This is a genomic window from Geodermatophilus sp. URMC 60 (assembly GCF_053502585.1).
The window spans coordinates 3,537,346-3,556,940 of the sequence record NZ_CP199958.1; the positions used below are offsets into that span (position 1 = coordinate 3,537,346).

The 19,595-nt window shown below is 75.4% G+C and carries 20 protein-coding genes; 15 read left to right on the forward strand and 5 right to left on the reverse strand.

The genetic code is table 11. The annotated features are described in order from the left end of the window. Positions 1 to 58: 58 nt before the first annotated feature. Both ACWIX3_RS16790 and iolC read right to left on the reverse strand, forming a co-directional pair. Complete coding sequence (locus tag ACWIX3_RS16790; RefSeq protein WP_448608480.1) at positions 59 to 982, reverse strand: class I fructose-bisphosphate aldolase; 924 nt, start codon at positions 980 to 982, stop codon at positions 59 to 61. Continuing rightward, positions 975 to 1,937 carry a 5-dehydro-2-deoxygluconokinase gene (gene iolC, locus ACWIX3_RS16795; RefSeq protein WP_448608481.1) on the reverse strand — a complete coding sequence of 321 codons (963 nt, stop codon included), beginning with the start codon at positions 1,935 to 1,937 and terminating at the stop codon, positions 975 to 977. Before iolC ends, ACWIX3_RS16790 begins: the two co-directional genes overlap by 8 nt. Positions 1,938 to 2,160: 223 nt before the next feature. On the opposite strand from iolC, the gene ACWIX3_RS16800 reads away from it, so the two are divergent. Together ACWIX3_RS16800 and ACWIX3_RS16805 are read left to right on the forward strand one after the other, a co-directional pair. Beyond that, entirely contained in the window at positions 2,161 to 2,889 is a 729-nt protein-coding gene (locus tag ACWIX3_RS16800; protein ID WP_448608482.1) for a GntR family transcriptional regulator, read from the forward strand. Positions 2,890 to 3,072: 183 nt separating this feature from the next. Continuing rightward, positions 3,073 to 3,321 carry a hypothetical protein gene (locus ACWIX3_RS16805; protein ID WP_448608483.1) on the forward strand — a complete coding sequence of 83 codons (249 nt, stop codon included), beginning with the start codon at positions 3,073 to 3,075 and terminating at the stop codon, positions 3,319 to 3,321. 206 nt (positions 3,322 to 3,527) lie between these two features. Here ACWIX3_RS16805 and ACWIX3_RS16810 read toward each other — a convergent pair whose 3' ends face one another. Both ACWIX3_RS16810 and ACWIX3_RS16815 read right to left on the reverse strand, forming a co-directional pair. Continuing rightward, positions 3,528 to 3,788 carry a hypothetical protein gene (locus ACWIX3_RS16810; RefSeq protein ID WP_448608484.1) on the reverse strand — a complete coding sequence of 87 codons (261 nt, stop codon included), beginning with the start codon at positions 3,786 to 3,788 and terminating at the stop codon, positions 3,528 to 3,530. Between the two features lie 464 nt (positions 3,789 to 4,252). Then, a complete protein-coding gene (locus ACWIX3_RS16815) occupies positions 4,253 to 4,585 on the reverse strand; it encodes a hypothetical protein (RefSeq protein ID WP_448608485.1) in 333 nt (110 codons plus the stop codon). 416 nt (positions 4,586 to 5,001) lie between these two features. Between ACWIX3_RS16815 and ACWIX3_RS16820 the strand changes: the two genes are divergently transcribed. The 13 genes from ACWIX3_RS16820 to gcvP all read left to right on the forward strand — a co-directional run bounded on the left by ACWIX3_RS16820 (position 5,002) and on the right by gcvP (position 18,116). Then, the gene (locus ACWIX3_RS16820; RefSeq protein ID WP_448608486.1) at positions 5,002 to 5,886 is read left to right on the forward strand and encodes an alpha/beta fold hydrolase; all 885 of its coding nucleotides are present in this window, start codon (positions 5,002 to 5,004) and stop codon (positions 5,884 to 5,886) included. Between the two features lie 69 nt (positions 5,887 to 5,955). Next, a complete protein-coding gene (locus ACWIX3_RS16825; RefSeq protein ID WP_448608487.1) occupies positions 5,956 to 6,156 on the forward strand; it encodes a DUF1918 domain-containing protein in 201 nt (66 codons plus the stop codon). Positions 6,157 to 6,161: 5 nt separating this feature from the next. Beyond that, positions 6,162 to 8,231, forward strand: coding sequence for an elongation factor G-like protein EF-G2 (locus tag ACWIX3_RS16830; protein ID WP_448608488.1), 2,070 nt, complete (start codon positions 6,162 to 6,164; stop codon positions 8,229 to 8,231). Between the two features lie 271 nt (positions 8,232 to 8,502). Next, positions 8,503 to 9,153, forward strand: coding sequence for a CDP-alcohol phosphatidyltransferase family protein (locus ACWIX3_RS16835; protein WP_448608489.1), 651 nt, complete (start codon positions 8,503 to 8,505; stop codon positions 9,151 to 9,153). After that, a complete protein-coding gene (locus ACWIX3_RS16840) occupies positions 9,150 to 10,070 on the forward strand; it encodes a DUF881 domain-containing protein (RefSeq protein ID WP_448608490.1) in 921 nt (306 codons plus the stop codon). Before ACWIX3_RS16835 ends, ACWIX3_RS16840 begins: the two co-directional genes overlap by 4 nt. Positions 10,071 to 10,072: 2 nt before the next feature. Continuing rightward, positions 10,073 to 10,405: a small basic family protein gene (locus ACWIX3_RS16845; RefSeq protein ID WP_448608491.1), complete on the forward strand. Its 333-nt coding sequence runs from the start codon at positions 10,073 to 10,075 to the stop codon at positions 10,403 to 10,405. Beyond that, positions 10,402 to 11,283, forward strand: a complete 882-nt coding sequence (locus ACWIX3_RS16850; protein WP_448608492.1) for a DUF881 domain-containing protein — start codon at positions 10,402 to 10,404, stop codon at positions 11,281 to 11,283. The genes ACWIX3_RS16845 and ACWIX3_RS16850 overlap by 4 nt, the downstream gene beginning before the upstream one ends. Positions 11,284 to 11,328: 45 nt before the next feature. Then, positions 11,329 to 11,733 carry a glycine cleavage system protein GcvH gene (gene gcvH / locus ACWIX3_RS16855; RefSeq protein ID WP_448608493.1) on the forward strand — a complete coding sequence of 135 codons (405 nt, stop codon included), beginning with the start codon at positions 11,329 to 11,331 and terminating at the stop codon, positions 11,731 to 11,733. Positions 11,734 to 12,009: 276 nt separating this feature from the next. After that, positions 12,010 to 12,522 carry an oxoglutarate dehydrogenase inhibitor Odhl gene (gene odhI / locus ACWIX3_RS16860; RefSeq protein ID WP_012948792.1) on the forward strand — a complete coding sequence of 171 codons (513 nt, stop codon included), beginning with the start codon at positions 12,010 to 12,012 and terminating at the stop codon, positions 12,520 to 12,522. Positions 12,523 to 12,651: 129 nt separating this feature from the next. Continuing rightward, on the forward strand, positions 12,652 to 13,377 hold the full coding sequence (ftsR, locus tag ACWIX3_RS16865; RefSeq protein ID WP_448608494.1) for a transcriptional regulator FtsR: 726 nt from the start codon (positions 12,652 to 12,654) through the stop codon (positions 13,375 to 13,377). Positions 13,378 to 13,498: 121 nt separating this feature from the next. After that, positions 13,499 to 13,990 carry a bifunctional nuclease family protein gene (locus ACWIX3_RS16870; RefSeq protein ID WP_448608495.1) on the forward strand — a complete coding sequence of 164 codons (492 nt, stop codon included), beginning with the start codon at positions 13,499 to 13,501 and terminating at the stop codon, positions 13,988 to 13,990. 389 nt (positions 13,991 to 14,379) lie between these two features. After that, the gene (locus ACWIX3_RS16875) at positions 14,380 to 14,952 is read left to right on the forward strand and encodes a MerR family transcriptional regulator (protein ID WP_448608496.1); all 573 of its coding nucleotides are present in this window, start codon (positions 14,380 to 14,382) and stop codon (positions 14,950 to 14,952) included. 152 nt (positions 14,953 to 15,104) lie between these two features. Beyond that, entirely contained in the window at positions 15,105 to 18,116 is a 3,012-nt protein-coding gene (gene gcvP / locus ACWIX3_RS16880) for an aminomethyl-transferring glycine dehydrogenase (RefSeq protein WP_448608497.1), read from the forward strand. A gap of 491 nt (positions 18,117 to 18,607) precedes the next feature. On the opposite strand, the gene coaA is transcribed toward gcvP, so the two are convergent. After that, a complete protein-coding gene (gene coaA, locus ACWIX3_RS16885) occupies positions 18,608 to 19,570 on the reverse strand; it encodes a type I pantothenate kinase (protein WP_448608498.1) in 963 nt (320 codons plus the stop codon). Positions 19,571 to 19,595: the final 25 nt, after the last annotated feature.

Here is a 19,595-nt window from a genome sequence, read left to right on the forward strand (position 1 = left end):
AGGCTCGCGGCGGGCCCCTGCAGGGGGGCCGTCAGACCATGCGCTCATCGTGGAGCCCTCAGTGGACCAGGGACACGGCGGTGTCCACGGCGGTGGCGACGTCGTCGTCCGGCGGGTAGAGGAGGGTCCGGCCGACGACGAGGCCGCGGACCGCCGGGAGGGCCAGCGCGTCGCGCCAGCTGGCGTAGGTCTCCTCGGGCCGGCGGGAGGGGTCCCCGCCGAGCAGCAGCGTGGGCAGGGTCGTGGCGTCCACGACGCGTTCCATCTCGGCGACCACCGGCAGCTTGAGCCAGGTGTAGGCCGAGGTGGCACCGAGGCCCTGCGCGATGTGGACCGACTTGATGACCGCGTCCGGGCTGAGGTCGTTGGAGACCCGGCCGTCCACCCGCCGGGACAGGAACGGCTCGAGCATCGCCACGACGCCGGCACGGGCCAGCTCGGTGACCGCCCGTCCGGAGGTCTCCAGCATCCGCACCGTGCCGGGGTCGTCGAGGTCGATCCGGTTGAGCATCTTCGCCGCGTCGAAGCGGGCCTCGACCACGCCGGCGACGTCGTAGCCGGTCATCCGGTCGTCGAGCTCGAAGCTGGCGCCGGCCAGGCCACCACGGTTCATCGAGGCCACGACGACCTTGTCCTCGAGGGCGCCGAGCAGCAGCAGGTCCTCGGCGATGTCGGCGGTGGCCAGCAGGCCGTCCACACCCGGCCGGGCCAGCGCGGTCCGCAGCCGGTCGAGCATGTCGGTGCGGCTGTTCATCGCCGTCGCCCGGCCCTGGGCCGACAGCGCGCCGCGGGCGGGGTGGTCGGCGGCGACCAGCATGAGCCGCCCGTCCTCGGGGAGGAAGGCCGACCGGCGGGACCGCGCGGCCAGGGCCCGGCGGATGGCCTGCGGGTCGCGGCTGCGCACCTCGGTGACCTCGGCGTACGTGGTGCACACCGGCGGCGCGCCGAGCACCGGGGCGGGGGACAGGGCGGTGTCAGGCACGGGTGCCCTCCAGGGAGGCGGCGACGGAGGCGTCGATCTCTGCGGCGGTCGGCATCGCGGTGGAGCACTCCAGCCGGGAGGCGACGATGGCCCCGGCGGCGTTGGCGTTGCGCAGCAGCTGCTCGAGCGGGAGACCGCTGAGCAGGCCGTGGCACAGCGAGCCGCCGAACGCGTCGCCCGCCCCGAGGCCGTTGACGACCTCGACGGGGGTGGGCGGGACGACGACCCGCTCGGTGCGGGTCCTGCCGAGGACGCCGCGCGGGCCCTGCTTGACGATGGCCAGCTCCACCCCGGCGTCGAGCAGCGCCTCGGCGGCCCGGTCGGGGTCGGTCTCGCCGACGGCGACCTCGCACTCCTCGCGGTTGCCGACGGCGACGGTCACGTGCGGGAGCGCCGCGCGCACCTGCGCCGTCGCCTCCTCCCGAGAGGCCCAGAACATCGGCCGGTAGTCCAGGTCGAGCACGGTGTGCCGGCGCCGTCCCCGGGCCTCCCACGCGGCGTGGTGGGCCGACCGGCTGGGCTCCTCGGAGAGCCCGGTGACCGTCGCCCAGAACAGCTCGGCGTCCCGGATGGCCGCCGTGTCCAGGTCCTCGGGGCGGATCTGCAGGTCCGGGGCCTTCGGCCGGCGGTAGAAGTACAGCGGGAAGTCGTCGGGCGGGAAGATCTCGCAGAAGGTGACCGGCGTGGGGTGCGCCGGGTCGACCACCACGAACCGGTCGTCGACGCCGAGGTCGCGCAGCGCCCGGCGGACGAAGCGGCCGAAGGGGTCGTCGCCCACCCCTGTCACGAGGGCGCTGGAGTGGCCGAGCCGCGCCGCGGCCACCGCCACGTTCGCCGCGCTGCCGCCGAGGAACTTGCCGAACGTCTCGACGTCCTCCAGGCCCACGCCGACCTGCAGCGGGTAGACGTCGACCCCGCTGCGGCCCATCACCACCATCTCGAGGGTGTCTGCCACGGTGCTCGGTCCCCCTGTCGTCGTCCGGCTGCTCCTGGGACTGTGCTCCGCGACACATCGACGTGTCAAGACTTTGTAAGGACATAAAGGCAAAGGCACGTCCAGATGTCGGCTGCCACCCGGAGAGGTGAGGACGTGAGGACGTCGTGAGGTGCGATCATGGGTCCGCGAAGTCGCCGGTCACCGGCCGAGCCCACGTGGTCCCGCAGCCGAGGAGGCCCCTGTGCTGACGTTCGACATCGACCGCTCCAGCCCCACGCCGCTGTACTTCCAGCTGGCCCAGGCCATCGAGGGGGCGATCGCCGGCGGCAGCCTCCCGGCCGGCTCCCGCCTGGAGAACGAGATCCTGCTGGCCCAGCGCTACGGGCTCTCGCGCCCGACGGTGCGCCGGGCGGTGCAGGAGCTGGTGGACAAGGGGCTGCTGGTCCGCAAGCGCGGCGTGGGCACCCAGGTGATCCAGCCGCACGTGCGCCGCTCCGTCGAGCTGACCAGCCTCTACGACGACCTCTCCCGGTCCGGGGAGGCGCCGACGACGGAGGTCCTGTCCCTGGAACGGATGCCGGCGCCGGCCGACGTGGCCGAGGAGCTCGACGTGCCCGAGGGGGACGAGATCGTCGTGGTCCGGCGGTTGCGCCGCTCGCGGGGAGAGCCGCTCGCGCTGCTCACCAACCACCTGCCGGGTCGCTTCGAGCCGACCGTCGAGGACCTCACCGAGCGCGGGCTCTACCAGTACCTGCGGGCTCGGGGAGTGCACCTGCGGGTCGCCCACCAGCGCATCGGGGCGCGGCTGGCGCGCGCCGACGAGGCCCGGCTCCTCGACGAGCCACCGCGCTCGGCGCTGCTCACCATGCAGCGGACCGCCTTCGACGACCAGGGCGTTGCCGTCGAGTACGGCCGGCACGTCTACCGCGCGTCGCGCTACGACTTCGAGACGACGCTCGTCGGCCGCTGACCCGTTCCCGTCGCACGACGGGGCTTCGGCATCACCTGTGCCTCGTCGCGGACCGCGGAGCGGGTGGTGTCGGCCACATGTGCTCACTCGTGGTGGGCACACTCACAGCGTCGCAGCGAGATGTGCCAACACTTTCGGCCGACCATGGGAGAGGAGACATCGACCCACACCAGGGAGACCACCATGCAGGGCAGCGCCTTCGCCATCACCACGACCGCCACCACCCCCGACCTGGGCCTGGGCAACTGGCTGCGCCGCCGCCGGGACGAGCGCCGCGCCCGCCGGGCTCTCGAGCGTGAGCTCGCCGACTACGCCACCGTGGGCGACCGCGACGACCTCGCCGCCCTGATCGCCGGCCGCGGGGACGCCGACAGCGACGCCGCCGCCGTCCTCGTCCGCCAGGCCCGCCGCGACATCTTCCGCGCCGGCTGACGAAGGACCCACTGCCCCCAGCGCTCGCAGGAAGAGGGCCCGTCCTCCTCGCCGGGTGGGGACCCCGTCCTCCTCGCCGGGTGGGGACCCCGGCCTCCCCACCCCTCGCGAGCTCGGCGTGGTGCCCGGTACGGGGCCCGGCGAGCCTGTGAACGGGGTCACGCCCGTTCTCCTCGCAGACCCGGGGCGCCGTGGGAACGTCGCCGCTAGGCGAAGGGGTTCCCGCCGGCCTCGATCTGCGCGGCGTACTCCTGCAGCGCCGTCCGGTCCGGCGTGCCACCCGCGTCCCGGACCGCCGCGTCCAGAGCGGCGAGGACCTCGTCCGCCGGCCGGCCGGCCATGTCGTCGCCGATGTCGGCCAGCGTGGGAGCCACCCGCTCGCTGACGAGCTCGGCCCGGCCGGGCACCGGCGGCTGCAGGAAGCGGAGGAGCTCCTCCTGGAGTCCGCTCCTCGATGGACGCGCCATGCCCGGTCTCCTCTGCCTGCGGCGGAGCCCGCCCGGCAGAGCCTGCAGCCGGCCCGGGGGAGCTCCCGCCAGTGGACACCGGGGCGTCCGGCGCGGGCAACCCCGCGCCCCGCCGTCCCCGGCGCCCGCAGCAGCGCCCGGGTCGGCCGGTGAGCACCGCCCAGCCGTGCGCCGGCAGGTGCACGCCGTCCCGCCCGACGGCGGCGGCACCGGCGAGGACGTCCCCGGCGCCGGCAGCCTGGCGGGGGAGTCGGCGATGTCGAGCGCCACCAGCAGCCGCCCGCCTCCCCGGCGACCGCGTGGACCGGCTGCTCGTCGGCGACGTGCACCTGCTGCGGTGCGGCGGTGTGCAGCCAGCGGTGCCGGCGGCGCAGCCCGATGAGCTGCGGGTGCAGGGAGGCCGTCGGCTCCCCGAGCGGCGAGAGCTGCGAGGGCTCGGCGGGGAGGGCGGGCGGACGGCGTCGTCACCACCCGGGCGGTGCTCCGCCAGCACCCGGATGCCGCGCTCGTGCGCCGCGCCGATCAGGGCGTCGAGGTCGGCCTCGGCCCGGGCGCGGGTCGACGCGGAAGTGGTCCACGGTGTCGTAGCCGTGCGTGCCCGAGGCGAACACCGGGCCGAGGGCCAGCGCGCTGCAGCCCAGCGCGTTGCAGCCCAGCCCCAGCAGGTGGTCCAGCCAGCGCTGCAGGTGCGCCAGCCGGTGCCGGACCTCGCCGGCCGGCAGCGCGGTCGGCTCCGCCCCGACGAAGTCCAGCGGGTGGACCTGCCACCAGATCGCGTCGGCCATCCGGGTGGGCACGCGGCTCCTCCCGTCGTCGCTGACGGGTCCAGCCTGCGGGGACCGCAGCGGTCCGCCCGCCGGGGCTCGGCACAATCGACCGTTATCCCCAACAAACGTACGTCAACCGCGGAGCCGGACGAACCGCACCGAGGGGGAGGAGGGTCAGCTCGGCGCCCGTCGGGCGCACTCCGGGCAGGGCGACGCCGAGCCCAGGCCACGCCGCCCTGTCCAGCTGCCCTGGACGACGGCGACGGGGGTCCCGCACACGGCCACCCACGGCGGCGGCCCGTCAGCGGCTTCTCGGGGTACGGCGTGGGCGAGCTCGCTGTCCTGGTCCCGGCCGGCCGCGTGCTGGGAGCTCGTCATGCGACCAGCATGGGCGCCGCCCCCGGAACGCGGTCGACGGGGCCGGGCGGGCGCGTCAGGCTGCGTCCGTGGAACACCGCATCCCCGTGGCGCCGGGCGTCGAGCTGTGGGCCGAGGAGCGCGGCGACCCGGCCACCACGCCGCTGCTGCTCGTGATGGGGGCCAACGCCAGCGGCCTCACCTGGCCCGAGGCGCTGGTCGACCGGCTGGCGCAGCGGCACCGGGTGGTCCGGTACGACCACCGCGACACCGGTCGCTCCACCCGGGCGTACGCCGCCGCTCCGTACGCGGTCCGGGACCTCGCCACGGACGCCGTCCGCCTGCTCGACGGGCTCGGCATCGAGCGGGCGCACGTCGTCGGCATGTCGATGGGCGGCACGCTCGTGCAGCTGCTGCTGCTCGACCACCCCGACCGGCTGCGCAGCGCCACCGTGTTCGCCACCTCCGCGCTCGGCAGCGGCCTGGCCGACCCGGCAGGGGGGAGCGACCTGCCCGGCCCTGCCCCGCACGTCCTCGAGTACTGGGCCTCGATGGGGGAGGAGCGCGACCCCGAGGCCGAGCTCGCCTGGCGGGTGGAGCACTGGCGGCTGCTCAACGGGGACGGCGTCCCCTTCGACCCCGCCGAGTTCCGCGCGCTCGAGGAGCGCGCGGTCGCGCACAGCGGCACCGCCGTCAACCCGGTCGCGCACGCCCTCGCCGACCGGTCCGGGCTCGACCGAGGGGCCGAGCTGGCCGCCGTCCGGGTGCCGACCCTGGTCGTCGAGGCGCCCGAGGACCCGGTCAACCCGCCGCCGCACGCCGACCACCTGGCCGCCGTCATCGGCTCGGCGCGCCTGCACACCGTCCCGGGCATGGGCCACGCCCTGCCCGCCGCCGTGGTGGGACCGCTGGCCGACGCGATCGTCGCCCACACCGCCGCGGTCGACGCGGAGGACGAGCCCCGGGTCCCTTGATCGGCCCCGCGCCCCGGAGCAGGCTGTGACCCACAGCACACCAACGGGGGCAGCCGCCAGGAGGTCGTTGTGCAAGCACGCGTCGGGGACCGGATCGTCGTCCGGTCGACCCACCAGGGAGAGCCCGAGCGCACCGGCAGGGTGCTCGAGGTCAGGGGAGAGGGCGGGGGGCCGCCGTACGTCGTCCGGTGGGACCCCGACGGGCACACCGGCGTCTTCCACCCGGCTGCAGGTACCTGCGCCGTCGTCCCCGAGCCGGCGAACGGCTGAGCGGCGTGGCCAAGGAGACCGTCGCCGCACCCGGCCCGCGGCCGGCCGACAAGGTCAGGAACGTGGCCCTGGTGGGCCACGCGGCCGCGGGCAAGACCACCCTCGCCGAGGCGCTGCTGGTCGCCACCGGCGCGCTGACCCGCGCCGGGCGGGTCGAGGACGGCACCACCTGCCTCGACAGCGAGGAGGTGGAGGTCCGCCAGCAGCGCTCGGTGTCGCTCGGCGTGGCCACCGTCGAGCACGACGGGCACCGCATCACCCTGCTGGACACTCCCGGCTCGCCGGACTTCGTCGGCGAGCTGCGGGCCGGGCTGCGCGCGGCCGACGCCGCCCTCTTCGTCGTCTCCGCGGTGAACGGCGTCGACGCGGGCACCGTGCAGCTGTGGGAGGAGTGCGCGTCGGTCGGCATGCCGCGCGCGGTGGTCATCACCCAGCTGGACCGCGCCCGGGCCGACGTCGAGGAGACCGTCCGGCTGTGCCAGACGATGCTCGGCGCGGGGGTCTACCCCGTCCACCTCGTCGACCGCGGCCCGGACGGCAGCGTCTCCGGGGTGGTCAACCTGCTGCAGCCCGGTGCCGAGGCCCCGGACGCCGACCGTCTGCGCAGCGAGCTGATCGAGGGCATCATCGGCGAGAGCGAGGACGAGGCGCTGATGGAGCGCTACCTCGCCGGCGACGAGCTGGTCCAGGGCGACCTGATGAACGACCTGGGGACCGCGGTCGCGCGGGGCCACTTCCACCCCGTCCTCTGCGCGGCACCGCTGCAGGGCATCGGCCTCGACTCGCTCCTGTACCTGCTGGTCAACGGCTTCCCGTGCCCGATGGAGCACGGCTGCCCACCGGTGACCCGCCCCAACGGCTCGCCGGTGCCCCCGCTGTCCTGCGACCCCGACGGCCCGCTGGTCGCCGAGGTCGTCAAGACGACGACCGACCCCTACCTCGGCCGGGTCTCGCTGGTCCGCGTCTTCTCCGGCACCCTGCGCCCGGACACCGCGGTGCACGTCTCCGGGCACGGCATGGCCGACCGCGGCCACCCCGACCACGACATCGACGAGCGGATCGGTGGGATCTCCTCGCCGCTGGGCGCGACCCTCCGCCCGGTCGCCGCCTGCCCGGCGGGCGACATCTGCGCCGTCGCCCGCCTCACCGCCGCCGAGACCGGCGACACCCTCTCGTCGCCGGACGACCCGCGGCTGGTCCCACCGTGGGACCTACCCACGCCGCAGTTGCCGGTCGCGGTGGAGGCGGCGTCCCGGGCCGACGAGGACCGGCTGGCCACGGCGCTGTCCCGGCTGGTCGCCGAGGACCCGACCGTGCGGCTGGAGCGCCGTCCCGACACCGGGCAGCTGCTGCTGTGGTGCGTCGGCGAGGCGCACGCCGAGGTGCTGCTGGAGCGGTTGCGCACCCGGCACGGCGTCACGGTCACCACGGTGCCGGTGCGGGTGCCGATGGTGGAGACGCTCGCCGGGTCGGCGCGGGTCACCGGGCGGCACGTCAAGCAGTCCGGCGGGCACGGCCAGTACGCGGTCGTCGTGGTCGAGGCCGAGCCCGGGCCGCCCGGCTCCGGCATCGTCTTCGAGCAGCGGATCGTCGGTGGCACGGTGCCCAGCCAGTACCACGGCAGCGTGGAGAAGGGCATCCGCGCCCAGGCGGAGAAGGGCGTCAACGGCGACCGGCCGATCGTCGACGTCCGCTTCACCCTCGTCGACGGCAAGGCGCACTCCGTCGACTCCTCCGACGCCGCCTTCCAGGCCGCCGGTGCGCTCGCCGTACGGGAGGCGGTGGCCGCCGCCGGCACCCGGGTGCTCGAGCCGTGGTGCGAGGTGCAGGTGGCGGTGCCGGGGGAGTACGTGGGTGCGGTGATGAGCGACCTGTCCGGACGGCGGGCACGGGTCACCGGCAGCGACGCCGACCCGGAACGCGACCGGACGACGGTGCGCGCCGAGGTGCCCGAGGTCGAGCTGCTCGGCTACGCCGGGGCGCTGCGCTCGGTGTCCCACGGCACCGGCGGCTTCAGCCGCCGCCCGCTGGGGTACGAGCCGGCGCCCGCGTCGCTCACCGCCGTCCCGGCCTGAAAGGGGACCCCCTGCGCCCACCGCTCGCAGGCTCGCGGCGGGCCCCTGCAGGGGCCGCCCCGTCCTGCCCGCCTGTCGGAGACCCAGGGCGGGGCCCGGGACGGGGGCCGCCCTGCACCCGTGGGGGCTGCCCCCGCGAGCGCGGCGGCACCCGGGAGCCGCCGGACCGGCCCGTATCGGCACCCGGCCGTCCGCGGGGAGTGTCGGCCCCGGGAGGGTCGGCGCGGGACACTAGCCTCGGGGGCCGGTGTCCAGTGGGTGCGGAGGTGTCGTGACGTCGTCGAACGGGCCGTCGGCCGCCGCCTCGGCCCGGCGGGCGGCGATCGTCGCCGACCGCAACGTGCTGCCCGACCGGATCTGGACGCTGCCCAACGCGCTCTCGGTGCTGCGGCTGCTCGGCGTGCCCCTGTTCCTGTGGCTGCTGCTGGGGCCGCAGGCCGACGGCTGGGCCGTGGTCGTGCTCATGGTCTCCGGCGCCACGGACTGGGCCGACGGCGCGCTGGCCCGCACCCTCGGGCAGTCCAGCCGGCTGGGGGCGCTGCTCGACCCGGCCGCCGACCGGCTCTACATCGTCGCCACGCTGATCGCCTTCGTGCTGCGCGACGTCGTCCCGCTGTGGCTCGTCGCGGTCCTGGTGGGCCGTGAGCTGGTGCTGGGCCTGGCGCTGCTGGTCCTGCGCGCCCACGGCTACCCGCCGCTGCAGGTGCACTACCTCGGCAAGGCGGCCACGTTCATCCTGCTCTACGCCTTCCCGCTGCTGCTGCTCGCCGACGGGGACGGCCCGGTCGCGGCCGTCGCGGCGCCCGTGGCGTGGGCCCTGACCATCTGGGGGAGCGCCCTCTACGTCCTCGCCGGCGTCTTCTACGTCGTCCAGGTCGCAGGGCTGGTCCGCGCCGACCGGGTCGGCGGGGCCGCCCCGTGACGACGGTGCAGCGCGGCGGCGGCCCACGCTCGCTGGGCGCCTCGCTGCTCGACCAGGTGCTGGCCGAGACCCTCGACCCCGCCTACGCCCAGGCCGCGCAGTCCCGGGCGGCGCGCGCCGCGGGGGAGGACCCCCCGCCCTCCCGGCGGCGCCGGGGTCAGCTGGCCGTCGCCGGCGTCCTGGCCGTCGCCGGCGTCCTGGCCGCGGTCACCTACGACCAGGCCGCCGCCGGCGCGCAGGGCCGCGAGGAGGTGCGCGCGGCGCTGGTCACCGAGGTCCAGGGGGAGTCCGAGAACAGCGACCGCCTCGCCGCCGACCTCGAGGCGGTGCGCGCCGACGTCACCGCCGCCCGCGACGCCGCGCTCGCCGCCACCGCCGTCGGGCAGCGCGCGCTCGAGCGGCTGGAGGATGCCGAGCTCGCCGCCGGCGCCCTCCCGGTGAGCGGCCCGGGCCTGCTGGTCACCCTGGCCGACGCCGAGCCCGACGCCGACGAGGACCCGGTCGGCGGGACGGCGGAGGCCGATCCCCGCGGCCAGGTGCGCGACGGGGACCTGCAGCTGGTGGTCAACGCGCTGTGGGCGGCCGGCGCCGAGGCGGTCAGCATCAACGGTCAGCGGCTGGGGCCGACGACGGCGATCCGCTTCGCCGGCGAGGCGGTGCTCGTCGACTTCCGGCCGGTCACCAACCCCTACCTGGTCAGCGCGGTCGGCGACCCCGCGAGCCTGCGCGGCCGCTTCCTCGCCAGCCCGGAGGTCGGCGCCCTCGCCGTCATCTCCGAGACCTACGGACTGCGCTTCGAGTTCGCCCAGGAGGACGAGCTGTCCCTTCCCGCCGGGAGCCCACCCGAGCTCCGATCCGCCGTCCCGGTGTCCGAGGTGCCACCCGCCCCGGCTCCCGAGCCCGTGCCGGGGGGCTGACCGTGATCCCGATCCTCGGCCTGGCCCTCGGCATCGCGCTCGGCCTGGTGTTCGACCCCACCGTGCCGCTGTGGCTGCAGCCCTACCTGCCGATCGCCGTGGTCGCCGCCCTCGACGCGGTCTTCGGCGGCTTCCGCGCCCGCCTCGACGGGATCTTCGACGCCAAGGTCTTCGTCATCTCGTTCGTGTCCAACGTCGTGGTCGCCGCGCTGGTGGTGTTCCTCGGCGACCAGCTCGGCGTCGGCGCCCAGCTGTCCACCGCGGTGGTCGTCGTCCTGGGCATCCGGATCTTCGGCAACGCCGCGGCCATCCGCCGGCACGTGTTCCGGGCATGAGCGAGCAGCCGCGCCCGGGGCCCGGGGCCGACGGGGTGCCGGACGAGGCCGCCGCCCGCCCGGCGGGCGTGCCGGAGGGGACGCCGGGCGCCGATCCCGGCCCGCCCGCTGCCGGGGGAGCCGCACCGACGGCGGGCCCGCCCGCTGGGGAGCCCCCCGCCCCGGAGCCAGCTGCGCGCCCGCGGCGCCGGCGCGACCCGCTGGCCGCCGCGCTGATCGGCGTCCTCACCCTGCTGCTCGGCTTCGCCTTCGCCGTCCAGGTGCGCACCACCGGGACGGGGGAGGACTACTCGACCCTCCGCGAGGAGGACCTCGTCCGCATCCTCGACGAGCTCGACGCCCGCGAGGACCGGCTGCGCGAGCAGATCGCCGACCAGCGGACCGCGCTGCGCGAGCTCAACAGCGACGACAGCCAGTCCGAGGCCGCGCTCGAGGAGACCCGGGAGCGCGCCGAGGCCCTCGGCATCCTCAACGGCACCGTCGCCGCCCAGGGGCCGGGGCTGCTCATGACCGTCCGCGACCCGGAGGGCCGGGTGCGCGTCGCCGACCTGCTCGACGCCGTCCAGGAGCTGCGCGGCGCCGGCGCGGAGACGATGCAGATCGACGGGGTCCGCGTCGGGGTGTCGACGGCGGTCACCGGCGAGCCCGGGCAGCTGCGGGTCGACGGCCGCGAGGTCGAGAGCCCGTACGAGATCCGGGTCATCGGCTCGCCGCAGGACCTGGAGACGGCGATGAACATCCCCGGCGGCGTCGTCGACCGGGTCGGCCGGCAGGGCGGCAGCGTCGACATCGAGCAGTCCGAGACCGTCGTCGTGGACGCGTTGCGGCAGCCGGACAGCCCTCAATACGCTCAGCCCGACACCGACGACGGCGACTGACGCCGTGCCGGACCCCCACCCCCCTCACCGACGAGGAGCCGCTGCATGACCACGCCCGACGACCGCCGCTACACCGAGCAGCACGAGTGGGCCCTGCTGCAGCCGGGTGGGGGCGAGGGCGCCGTCGTGCGGGTCGGCATCACCGACCACGCGCAGGACGCGCTGGGCGACATCGTCTTCGTGCAGCTGCCCGAGGTCGGCGCCGAGGTCGCGCCCGGTACGCCCATGGGCGAGGTGGAGTCGACCAAGTCGGTCTCCGACGTCTACGCGCCGGTGGCCGGCGTCGTGGCCGCGGTCAACGAGGCCCTCACCGACGCGCCCGAGACCATCAACGCCGACCCCTACGGGGCCGGCTGGCTGGTCGAGATCACCGTGGCCGGGGACGGTGCCGACCCCACCGCGGACCTGATGGACGCCGCCGCCTACCAGGCCCTGGTCGACGCGAGCTGACCCCTCGCGGCGGGCCCGCGGCGGCTGGCGCCCCGGCTCCGACGGCGATCACTATGCTGCCGGTCGGGGCACCGCGGAGGCCGCCGCGTGACCGCTGAGCCTCACCCTGTACGTTCGGTTGACCCTCGGGTCGGCCGCTGGTTCCATGACCCACGGCCCGCCGCGCTCGACGCGGCGCCCGACCCGCGACGGGCTGTCCGGCCCGTCGTCCGCCGGCCGCCCGCGGCCAGACCCCAGGTCCGCGGCGGTGCCACCCCTGCACCGGAGGAGACAGACGTGCACTGCACTCGTTGTGGCCACAACAACCCCGAGGGCAGTCGCTTCTGCGCGCAGTGCGGCGCGGCGCTGTCCCAGGAGCGGATCGGGGAGTCCACCAGCGTCATCCCCAAGGTCGGTGGCGAGGACTCCGCGGAGACCCCCGAGGTCACCGAGGCCGACGCCCACGCCGGCGCGGTCGAGTCGCTGCCCGCGGGCTCGGCTCTGCTGGTCGTCAAGCGCGGCCCGAACGCCGGCAGCCGGTTCCTGCTCGACCAGGACGTCACCACCGCCGGCCGGCACCCCGACAGCGACATCTTCCTCGACGACGTGACGGTCAGCCGCCGGCACGTGGAGTTCCACCGCGAGGGCGGCGGCTTCTCGGTGCACGACGTCGGCAGCCTCAACGGCACCTACGTCAACCGCGAGCCGGTCGACGTCGCGACGCTGGCCGGGGGCGACGAGGTGCAGATCGGCAAGTTCCGCCTCGTCTACCTGACCGGTCCGCGCACGGGCGAGCCCGCCGGCGCGTGACCGAGCTCGCGAGGTCACGCATGGGCACAGCACCACCGGGTACGAGCGCGACGAGCGCCAGCGAGGAGCGCTCGTGACCCGGCGCGCGGCCAGGGGGACGGGGACGGTGCCGACGGCACGGACGGCGGCGTGAGCGCGGTGCCCTCGCACGCCGACGCGTCCGGGGAGCCCGATGGCCGGCACGCGCCCCGGCTCACCATCGGCGAGGTGCTCAACGTGCTCCGCGAGGACTTCCCGGACGTCACGATCAGCAAGATCAGGTACCTCGAGTCCGAGGACCTGGTGCACCCGCAGCGCACACCGTCGGGTTACCGGAAGTTCTCCTCGGCCGATGTGGCCCGGCTGCGCTACGTACTGGCCGCCCAGCGCGACCAGTACCTGCCGCTGCGGGTCATCAAGGAGCACCTGGAGGCGCTCGACCGGGGCGAACCGCTGCCCGGCAGCACGCCCCCGGCCGCGCCGCCGCCCGAGGAGGACGCCGACTCCGGCAGCCTGACCAGCGAGCAGTTCGCACGGGCGTCCGGGCTGGAGGGCGGGCAGCTGGCCGCCTGCGTGCAGTTCGGCCTGCTCACGCCCGACGCCGACGGCCGGCACCCGGCGACCGACCTGCCGATCGCGCGCGCGGCGGCCGGCCTGGCCCGTCACGGCATCGAGCCGCGGCACCTGCGCGTCTACCAGAACGGCGCCGAGCGGGAGGCCGGGCTGGTCGAGCAGCTGGTGGCACCGGTGCTGCGGGCCCGCTCCGAGGAGGCCCGCAACCGCGCCACCGAGAAGCTCCGCGAACTCGCCGCCCTCTCCGCGCAGCTGCACGGTGCGCTGCTGGAGGCACGCCTGCGGGATCTCCTGCGCCCCTGACTCGGGCGTACCGTGGTCGGAGCCGGGCACCGAGTCCACGGCCTCGGCGCCGACCCGCCGTCCACCAGCCGCCTGTACCGATCCACCGCCCGTCCCGGGCCGCAGCTGAGGGAGTCCCACCGTGCAGGAACTCAGAGTCGTCGGCGTCCGGGTCGAACTGCCCGGGAACCAGCCGATCCTGCTGCTCAAGGAGACGCAGGGCGAGCGGTACCTCCCCATCTGGATCGGCGCGGTCGAGGCGGCGGCGATCGCCTTCGAGCAGCAGGGCGTGCGGCCGGCCCGGCCGATGACCCACGACCTCCTGCGCGAGGTCGTGCGCGCGCTCGGCGCGACGCTCGAGGCGGTCAACATCACCGAGATGCGCGACGGCATCTACATCGCCGAGCTCGTCTTCGGTGACGACCGGGTGGTCAGTGCCCGCCCGTCGGACGCCGTCGCCCTGGCCGTCCGCACCGGCGCGCCCATCTACGGCGCCGAGGAGCTGCTCGACGAGGTCGGCATCGAGATCCCCGACGAGCAGGAGGACGAGGTCGAGAAGTTCCGCGAGTTCCTCGACCAGATCTCCCCGGAGGACTTCGGCGCCGGTTCCGGCTCCGGCGGCGGCCCCGCCTGAGGAAGGACCCCGTCCTCCCCACCCTTCGCCCGCTCGGGGCGGGACCCGGGACGGGGCCGCCCGTCCTCCCACCCCTCGCCCGCTCGGGGCGGGGCCAGAGGCCAGGGGCCGGGGCTGCCGGGGCGGGTGGGACCGGTGTGGCGGAGTCGCGCGATCTGCTGCCGCTCCGGCTCAAGTGGAGGCCGCGGTACGCCGATACCCCTCCGATGGGTGAGTGCTGCGACACGCCGCCCTCCTCAGTTGACCCACCCCAGGGCCCGGCTTACGGTCGGCGAACAACAGCGGTGTGACACCAGTGACCCGACGCGCAGCCGGCTGCGGCGACCCGAGTCACGGTCCGCACCGCGGGGACCGCGGCGCCAGCTGCGGGAGCAGAGGAGGACGCTGACGTGAGCGACCAGAGCAAGGGCTCCCAGGGTCAGCTCTTCAGCGACGCTGCCGTGGGCGCGCCGTCCTACGACGAGGTCGACAGCGACCTCGTCGGGTACCGCGGCCCGACGGCGTGTGCCGCTGCCGGCATCACCTACAGGCAGCTCGACTACTGGGCCCGCACCGGTCTGGTCGCCCCGTCGGTCCGCAGCGCCACCGGCTCGGGCACCCAGCGGCTGTACTCCTTCCGCGACATCCTGGTGCTCAAGGTCGTCAAGCGGCTGCTGGACACCGGCGTCTCGCTGCAGAACATCCGCAAGGCCGTCGACCACCTGCGCAACCGCGGCATCAAGGACCTCGCCAACGTCACGCTCTTCTCCGACGGCGCCACCGTCTACGAGTGCACCTCCGCCGAGGAGGTCGTCGACCTGCTCGCCGGCGGTCAGGGCGTCTTCGGCATCGCCGTCTCCGGCGCGCTGCGCGAGCTGTCCGGTGAGCTGGCCGAGCTGCCCGCCGAGCGCATCGACGGCGCCCCGCTGCACACCGCGGACGACGAGCTCGCCGCGCGCCGCCGCCGCCGCGCCGCGGTGTGAGGCGATGACACCGTCGGCCTCCGGCCGACACCGCGGCCACGAGCCGCCCCCCTGCTGAGCCGAGCAGCTCCGGCCGCTCCCCGCGGGACCCTGCGGGCCCGGTCGTCGTCCGGCCGGGCGCCGGTGTCGCGGCCGCTGGTAGCGTCGTGGTAATGGCGGACCGTGCCCCTGAGCCCCTGCCCGCACTCGCCGCGCTGGACCCCGCAGGGTCCTTCGCCGCCCGGCACATCGGCCCGCGACCCGATGAGACGCAGGCGATGCTGGACGCCGTCGGCCACCCGACGCTGGCGTCCCTGGTCGACGCCTGCGTGCCCGAGGTGGTCCGCGACCGGACGCCGCTGGACCTGCCGCCCGCCGCCGACGAGGCCACCGTGCTGCGGCAGCTGCGCGAGCGCGCCGAGGCCAACGAGGTCTTCACCTCGATGATCGGCCTGGGCTACTCCGGCACGGTCACCCCGGCGGTCATCCAGCGGACGATCCTGGAGAACCCCGCCTGGTACACCGCCTACACCCCCTACCAGCCCGAGATCAGCCAGGGCCGGCTCGAGGCGCTGATCAACTTCCAGACGGTGGTCGCCGACCTCACCGGCCTGCCGGTCGCCGGCGCCTCCATGCTCGACGAGGCCACCGCCGCCGCCGAGGCGATGACGCTGGTCCGCCGGGCCGGGCGGGCCAAGGCCGACGCCGTCTTCGTCGTCGACGAGGACACGCTGCCCCAGACCCTCGCCGTCCTGCGCACCCGCGCGGAGCCGCTGGGCATCGGCCTGCACGTCGCCGACCTCTCCGCCGGCTGGCCCACCGACCTGCCCGCGGCCGGGGCGTTCGGCGTGCTGCTGTCCTACCCGGGGGCCAGCGGTGCCGTCCGCGACCACCGGGCGCTCGCCGCAGCCGCGCACGAGGCCGGCGCCGCGGTCGTCGTCGCCGCCGACCTGCTGGCGCTGACGCTGATCGAGGCGCCCGGGGAGTGGGGCGCCGACGTCGCCTGCGGCAGCTCCCAGCGCTTCGGCGTCCCCATGGGGTACGGCGGCCCGCACGCCGGCTACCTCTCGGTCCGCGAGGGCCTGGCCCGGCAGCTGCCCGGCCGGCTGGTCGGCGTCTCGGTCGACGCCGACGGCGACGTCGCCTACCGGCTCGCGCTGCAGACCCGTGAGCAGCACATCCGCCGGGAGAAGGCGACCAGCAACATCTGCACCGCCCAGGTGCTGCTCGCCGTCATGGCCGGCACCTACGCCGTCTACCACGGCGCGGAGGGCCTGACCGCGATCGCCGCCCGCGTGCACCGCAGCGCGCAGACCCTGGCCGCGTGGCTGCGCGCCGGGGGAGTGGACGTCGTCCACGACCGGTTCTTCGACACCGTGCAGGCCCGGGTGCCCGGGCGCGCCGCCGAGGTGGTGGCGGCCGCGGCCGACCGGCGGATCAACCTGCGGCTGGTGGACGCCGACACGGTGGGCGTCGCCTGCGACGAGACGACGACGGTGCCGACCCTGCGCGCGGTCGCCGGGGCCTTCGGCGTGCCGGCGGACAGCACCGACGAGGGCAGGGCGGCGCTCGCCGACGGAGGGGCCGACGCGCTCCCGGCCGAGCTGCGCCGCCGCACCGGGTTCCTCACCCACCCGGTCTTCTCCGCGCACCGCTCGGAGACCGCCCTGCTGCGCTACCTCCGCTCGCTGGCGGACAAGGACCTCGCGCTGGACCGCACGATGATCCCGCTCGGGTCCTGCACGATGAAGTTGAACTCGGCGGTGGAGATGGCCGCGATCACGTGGCCGGAGTTCGCCCAGCTGCACCCGTTCGCGCCGGCCGAGCAGGCCCGCGGCTACCGGCAGCTCATCGACGAGCTGTGCACCGCGCTGGCCGAGGTCACCGGCTACGCCGCGGTCAGCGTGCAGCCCAACGCCGGCTCGCAGGGCGAGTTCGCCGGACTGCTGGCCATCCGCGGCTACCACCGCTCCCGCGGCGAGGAGCACCGCGACGTCTGCCTCATCCCGTCCTCGGCGCACGGCACGAACGCCGCCAGCGCAGTCATGGCCGGCATGCGGGTCGTCGTCGTGGCCTGCGACGAGGCCGGCAACGTCGACGTCGCCGACCTGCGGTCCAAGGTCGACCAGCACGCCGACCGGCTGGCCGCCATCATGATCACCTACCCGTCGACGCACGGTGTCTTCGAGGTCGAGGTGCAGCAGATCTGCGCGGCGGTGCACGACGCCGGCGGGCAGGTGTACGTCGACGGCGCCAACCTCAACGCGATGGTGGGACTGGCCCGGCCCGGTCGCTTCGGCTCCGACGTCAGCCACCTGAACCTGCACAAGACCTTCTGCATCCCGCACGGCGGCGGCGGCCCGGGCGTCGGCCCGATCGGCGTCCGGGAGCACCTGGTGCCCTTCCTGCCCGGGCACCCCCTGGTGGACACCGGCGCGCAGGGCCCGGCGGTGTCAGCCGCACCGTGGGGGTCGGCGGGCATCCTGCCGATCTCGTGGGCCTACGTGCGGCTGATGGGCCCCGACGGGCTCACCCGGGCCACCGAGCACGCCATCCTGGGCGCCAACTACCTCGCCGTCCGGCTGCGCGAGCACTACCCGGTGCTCTACACCGGCGCCGAGGGGCTCGTGGCGCACGAGTGCATCCTCGACATCCGGCCGCTGACCAAGGCCACCGGCATCACCAACGACGACATCGCCAAGCGGCTGGTCGACTTCGGCTTCCACGCCCCGACGATGAGCTTCCCGGTCGCCGGCACGCTGATGGTCGAGCCGACCGAGAGCGAGGACAAGGGCGAGCTGGACCGCTTCGTCGACGCGATGGCCGCCATCCGCGCCGAGATCGAGAAGGTCGCCACCGGGGAGTACGACCGGACCGACAACCCGCTGCGCAACGCCCCGCACACCCTCGCGATGGTGGCGGGGGAGTGGGACCGGCCGTATCCGCGCGAGGCCGCCGTGTACCCGGTGCCGGGCCTGCGGAGCCGCGGCTACCTCGCCCCGGTGCGCCGCATCGACCAGGCCTACGGCGACCGCAACCTGGTCTGCTCCTGCCCGCCGCCGGAGGCCTTCGCCGAGCCGGAGCCGGCGCCGGGGCCGGCGGCGCGCGTCCCGGACCGCGCGGAGGGCGCGCCCGACGACCTGGGGACGGTGGCCGACGCCGTCCCCGCCGGCGCGCAGGCCTGAGTCGAACGCGAGCCGCGGCGCCGGTCCATCCGGACCGGCGCCGCGGTCGCTCCCTGCACGACTCGACGGCCGGCAATGCGACGCACTCCTGACGATCCGTTATCCCCAACAACTGCGCGCCTACGTGGGTCCGCGCCCGGCTGGCGACCGGACAGCCGGCACGCGCTGGCAGGCAGACCGACGGACCGGCGATCGACGAGGACGACGGTTCGCGTCTGACGGAGCATCCGCCGGCCGGGCTGCGTCGGCGACGCCCACGGGTTCCGCGCGCCCGGCGAACGCGGTGCCGAGGGCCGACGGGGCCCACCGAGGTGATCACCGGGTCGTCGCCGGCACCGGCGGGCACGACAGCTCCTGCGCCGACCCCAGTGGCACGGCGGAGGTGACGCGGACAGCCGGAGGCGGTCCGACCAGCACCTAGCCCCGTTATCCCCAACAACCGGCCCGATGAAGCTGCTGCAGGAAAGCAGCACCAGTGGGGGAGGGGAGGATCAGATCTTGCGCAGCAGCACCCGGCGCACCTCGTGGTCGGCGGCCTTCTGCAGCACCAGCCGGGCCCGGGAGCGGGTCGGGGCGATGTTGTCGCGCAGGTTGGGACCGTTGACCGCCGCCCAGATGCCCAGCGCGGTCTCGCGGGCCTGCTCGTCGGTCAGGCCCGCGAAGCGGTGGAAGTAGGCACCGGTGTCGGCGAATGCCGTCCGCCGGAGGGCGAGGAAGCGTTCGACGTACCAGTGCTGGATGTCGGACTCGGCGGCGTCGACGTAGACGGAGAAGTCGAAGAAGTCCGAGAGGAACACCTCGGGCGCGCGGCCGTCGGGCCGGCGGCCGGCCTGCAGCACGTTGAGCCCCTCGAGCACGAGGATGTCGGGCCGGTCGACGACCTGCCGGGCACTCTGGACGACGTCGTAGGACTGGTGGTCGTACAGCGGGGCGCCGACCTGGCCGCGGCCGGACTTCACGTCGGCGAGGAAGCGCAGCAGCGCCCGCCGGTCGTAGCTCTCCGGGAAGCCCTTGCGCCCGAGCAACCCGCGGGCCTCCAGCTCGGCGTTGGGCAGCAGGAACCCGTCGGTGGTCACCAGGTCGACCCGCGGGTTGCCCGGGCCGGCCGCCAGGAGGGTCTGCAGCAGCCGGGCGGTCGTGCTCTTGCCGACGGCGACGCTGCCGGCCACCGCGATCACGTAGGGCACCTTGGCCGTCGAGTCGCCCAGGAACTGGCTGCGGGCCGCCCAGAGCCGCCGGCTGGCCTCCACGTGCAGCCGCAGCAGTCCGGCCAGCGGCAGGTAGACCGTCGCCACCTCGTCGAGGTCGATCCGGTCGCCGAGGCTGGCCAGCGACTCCAGCTGCGCCGCGTCGAGGGGCAGGGAGCTGCCCGCCGCGAGCGCACGCCACGAGTCGCGGTCGAACACCGCGTAGGGCGACACCTGGGGCCGTGTCGCTGCGGTCACGCCGCCCATCCCACGTCCGTCACGGACCCCATCG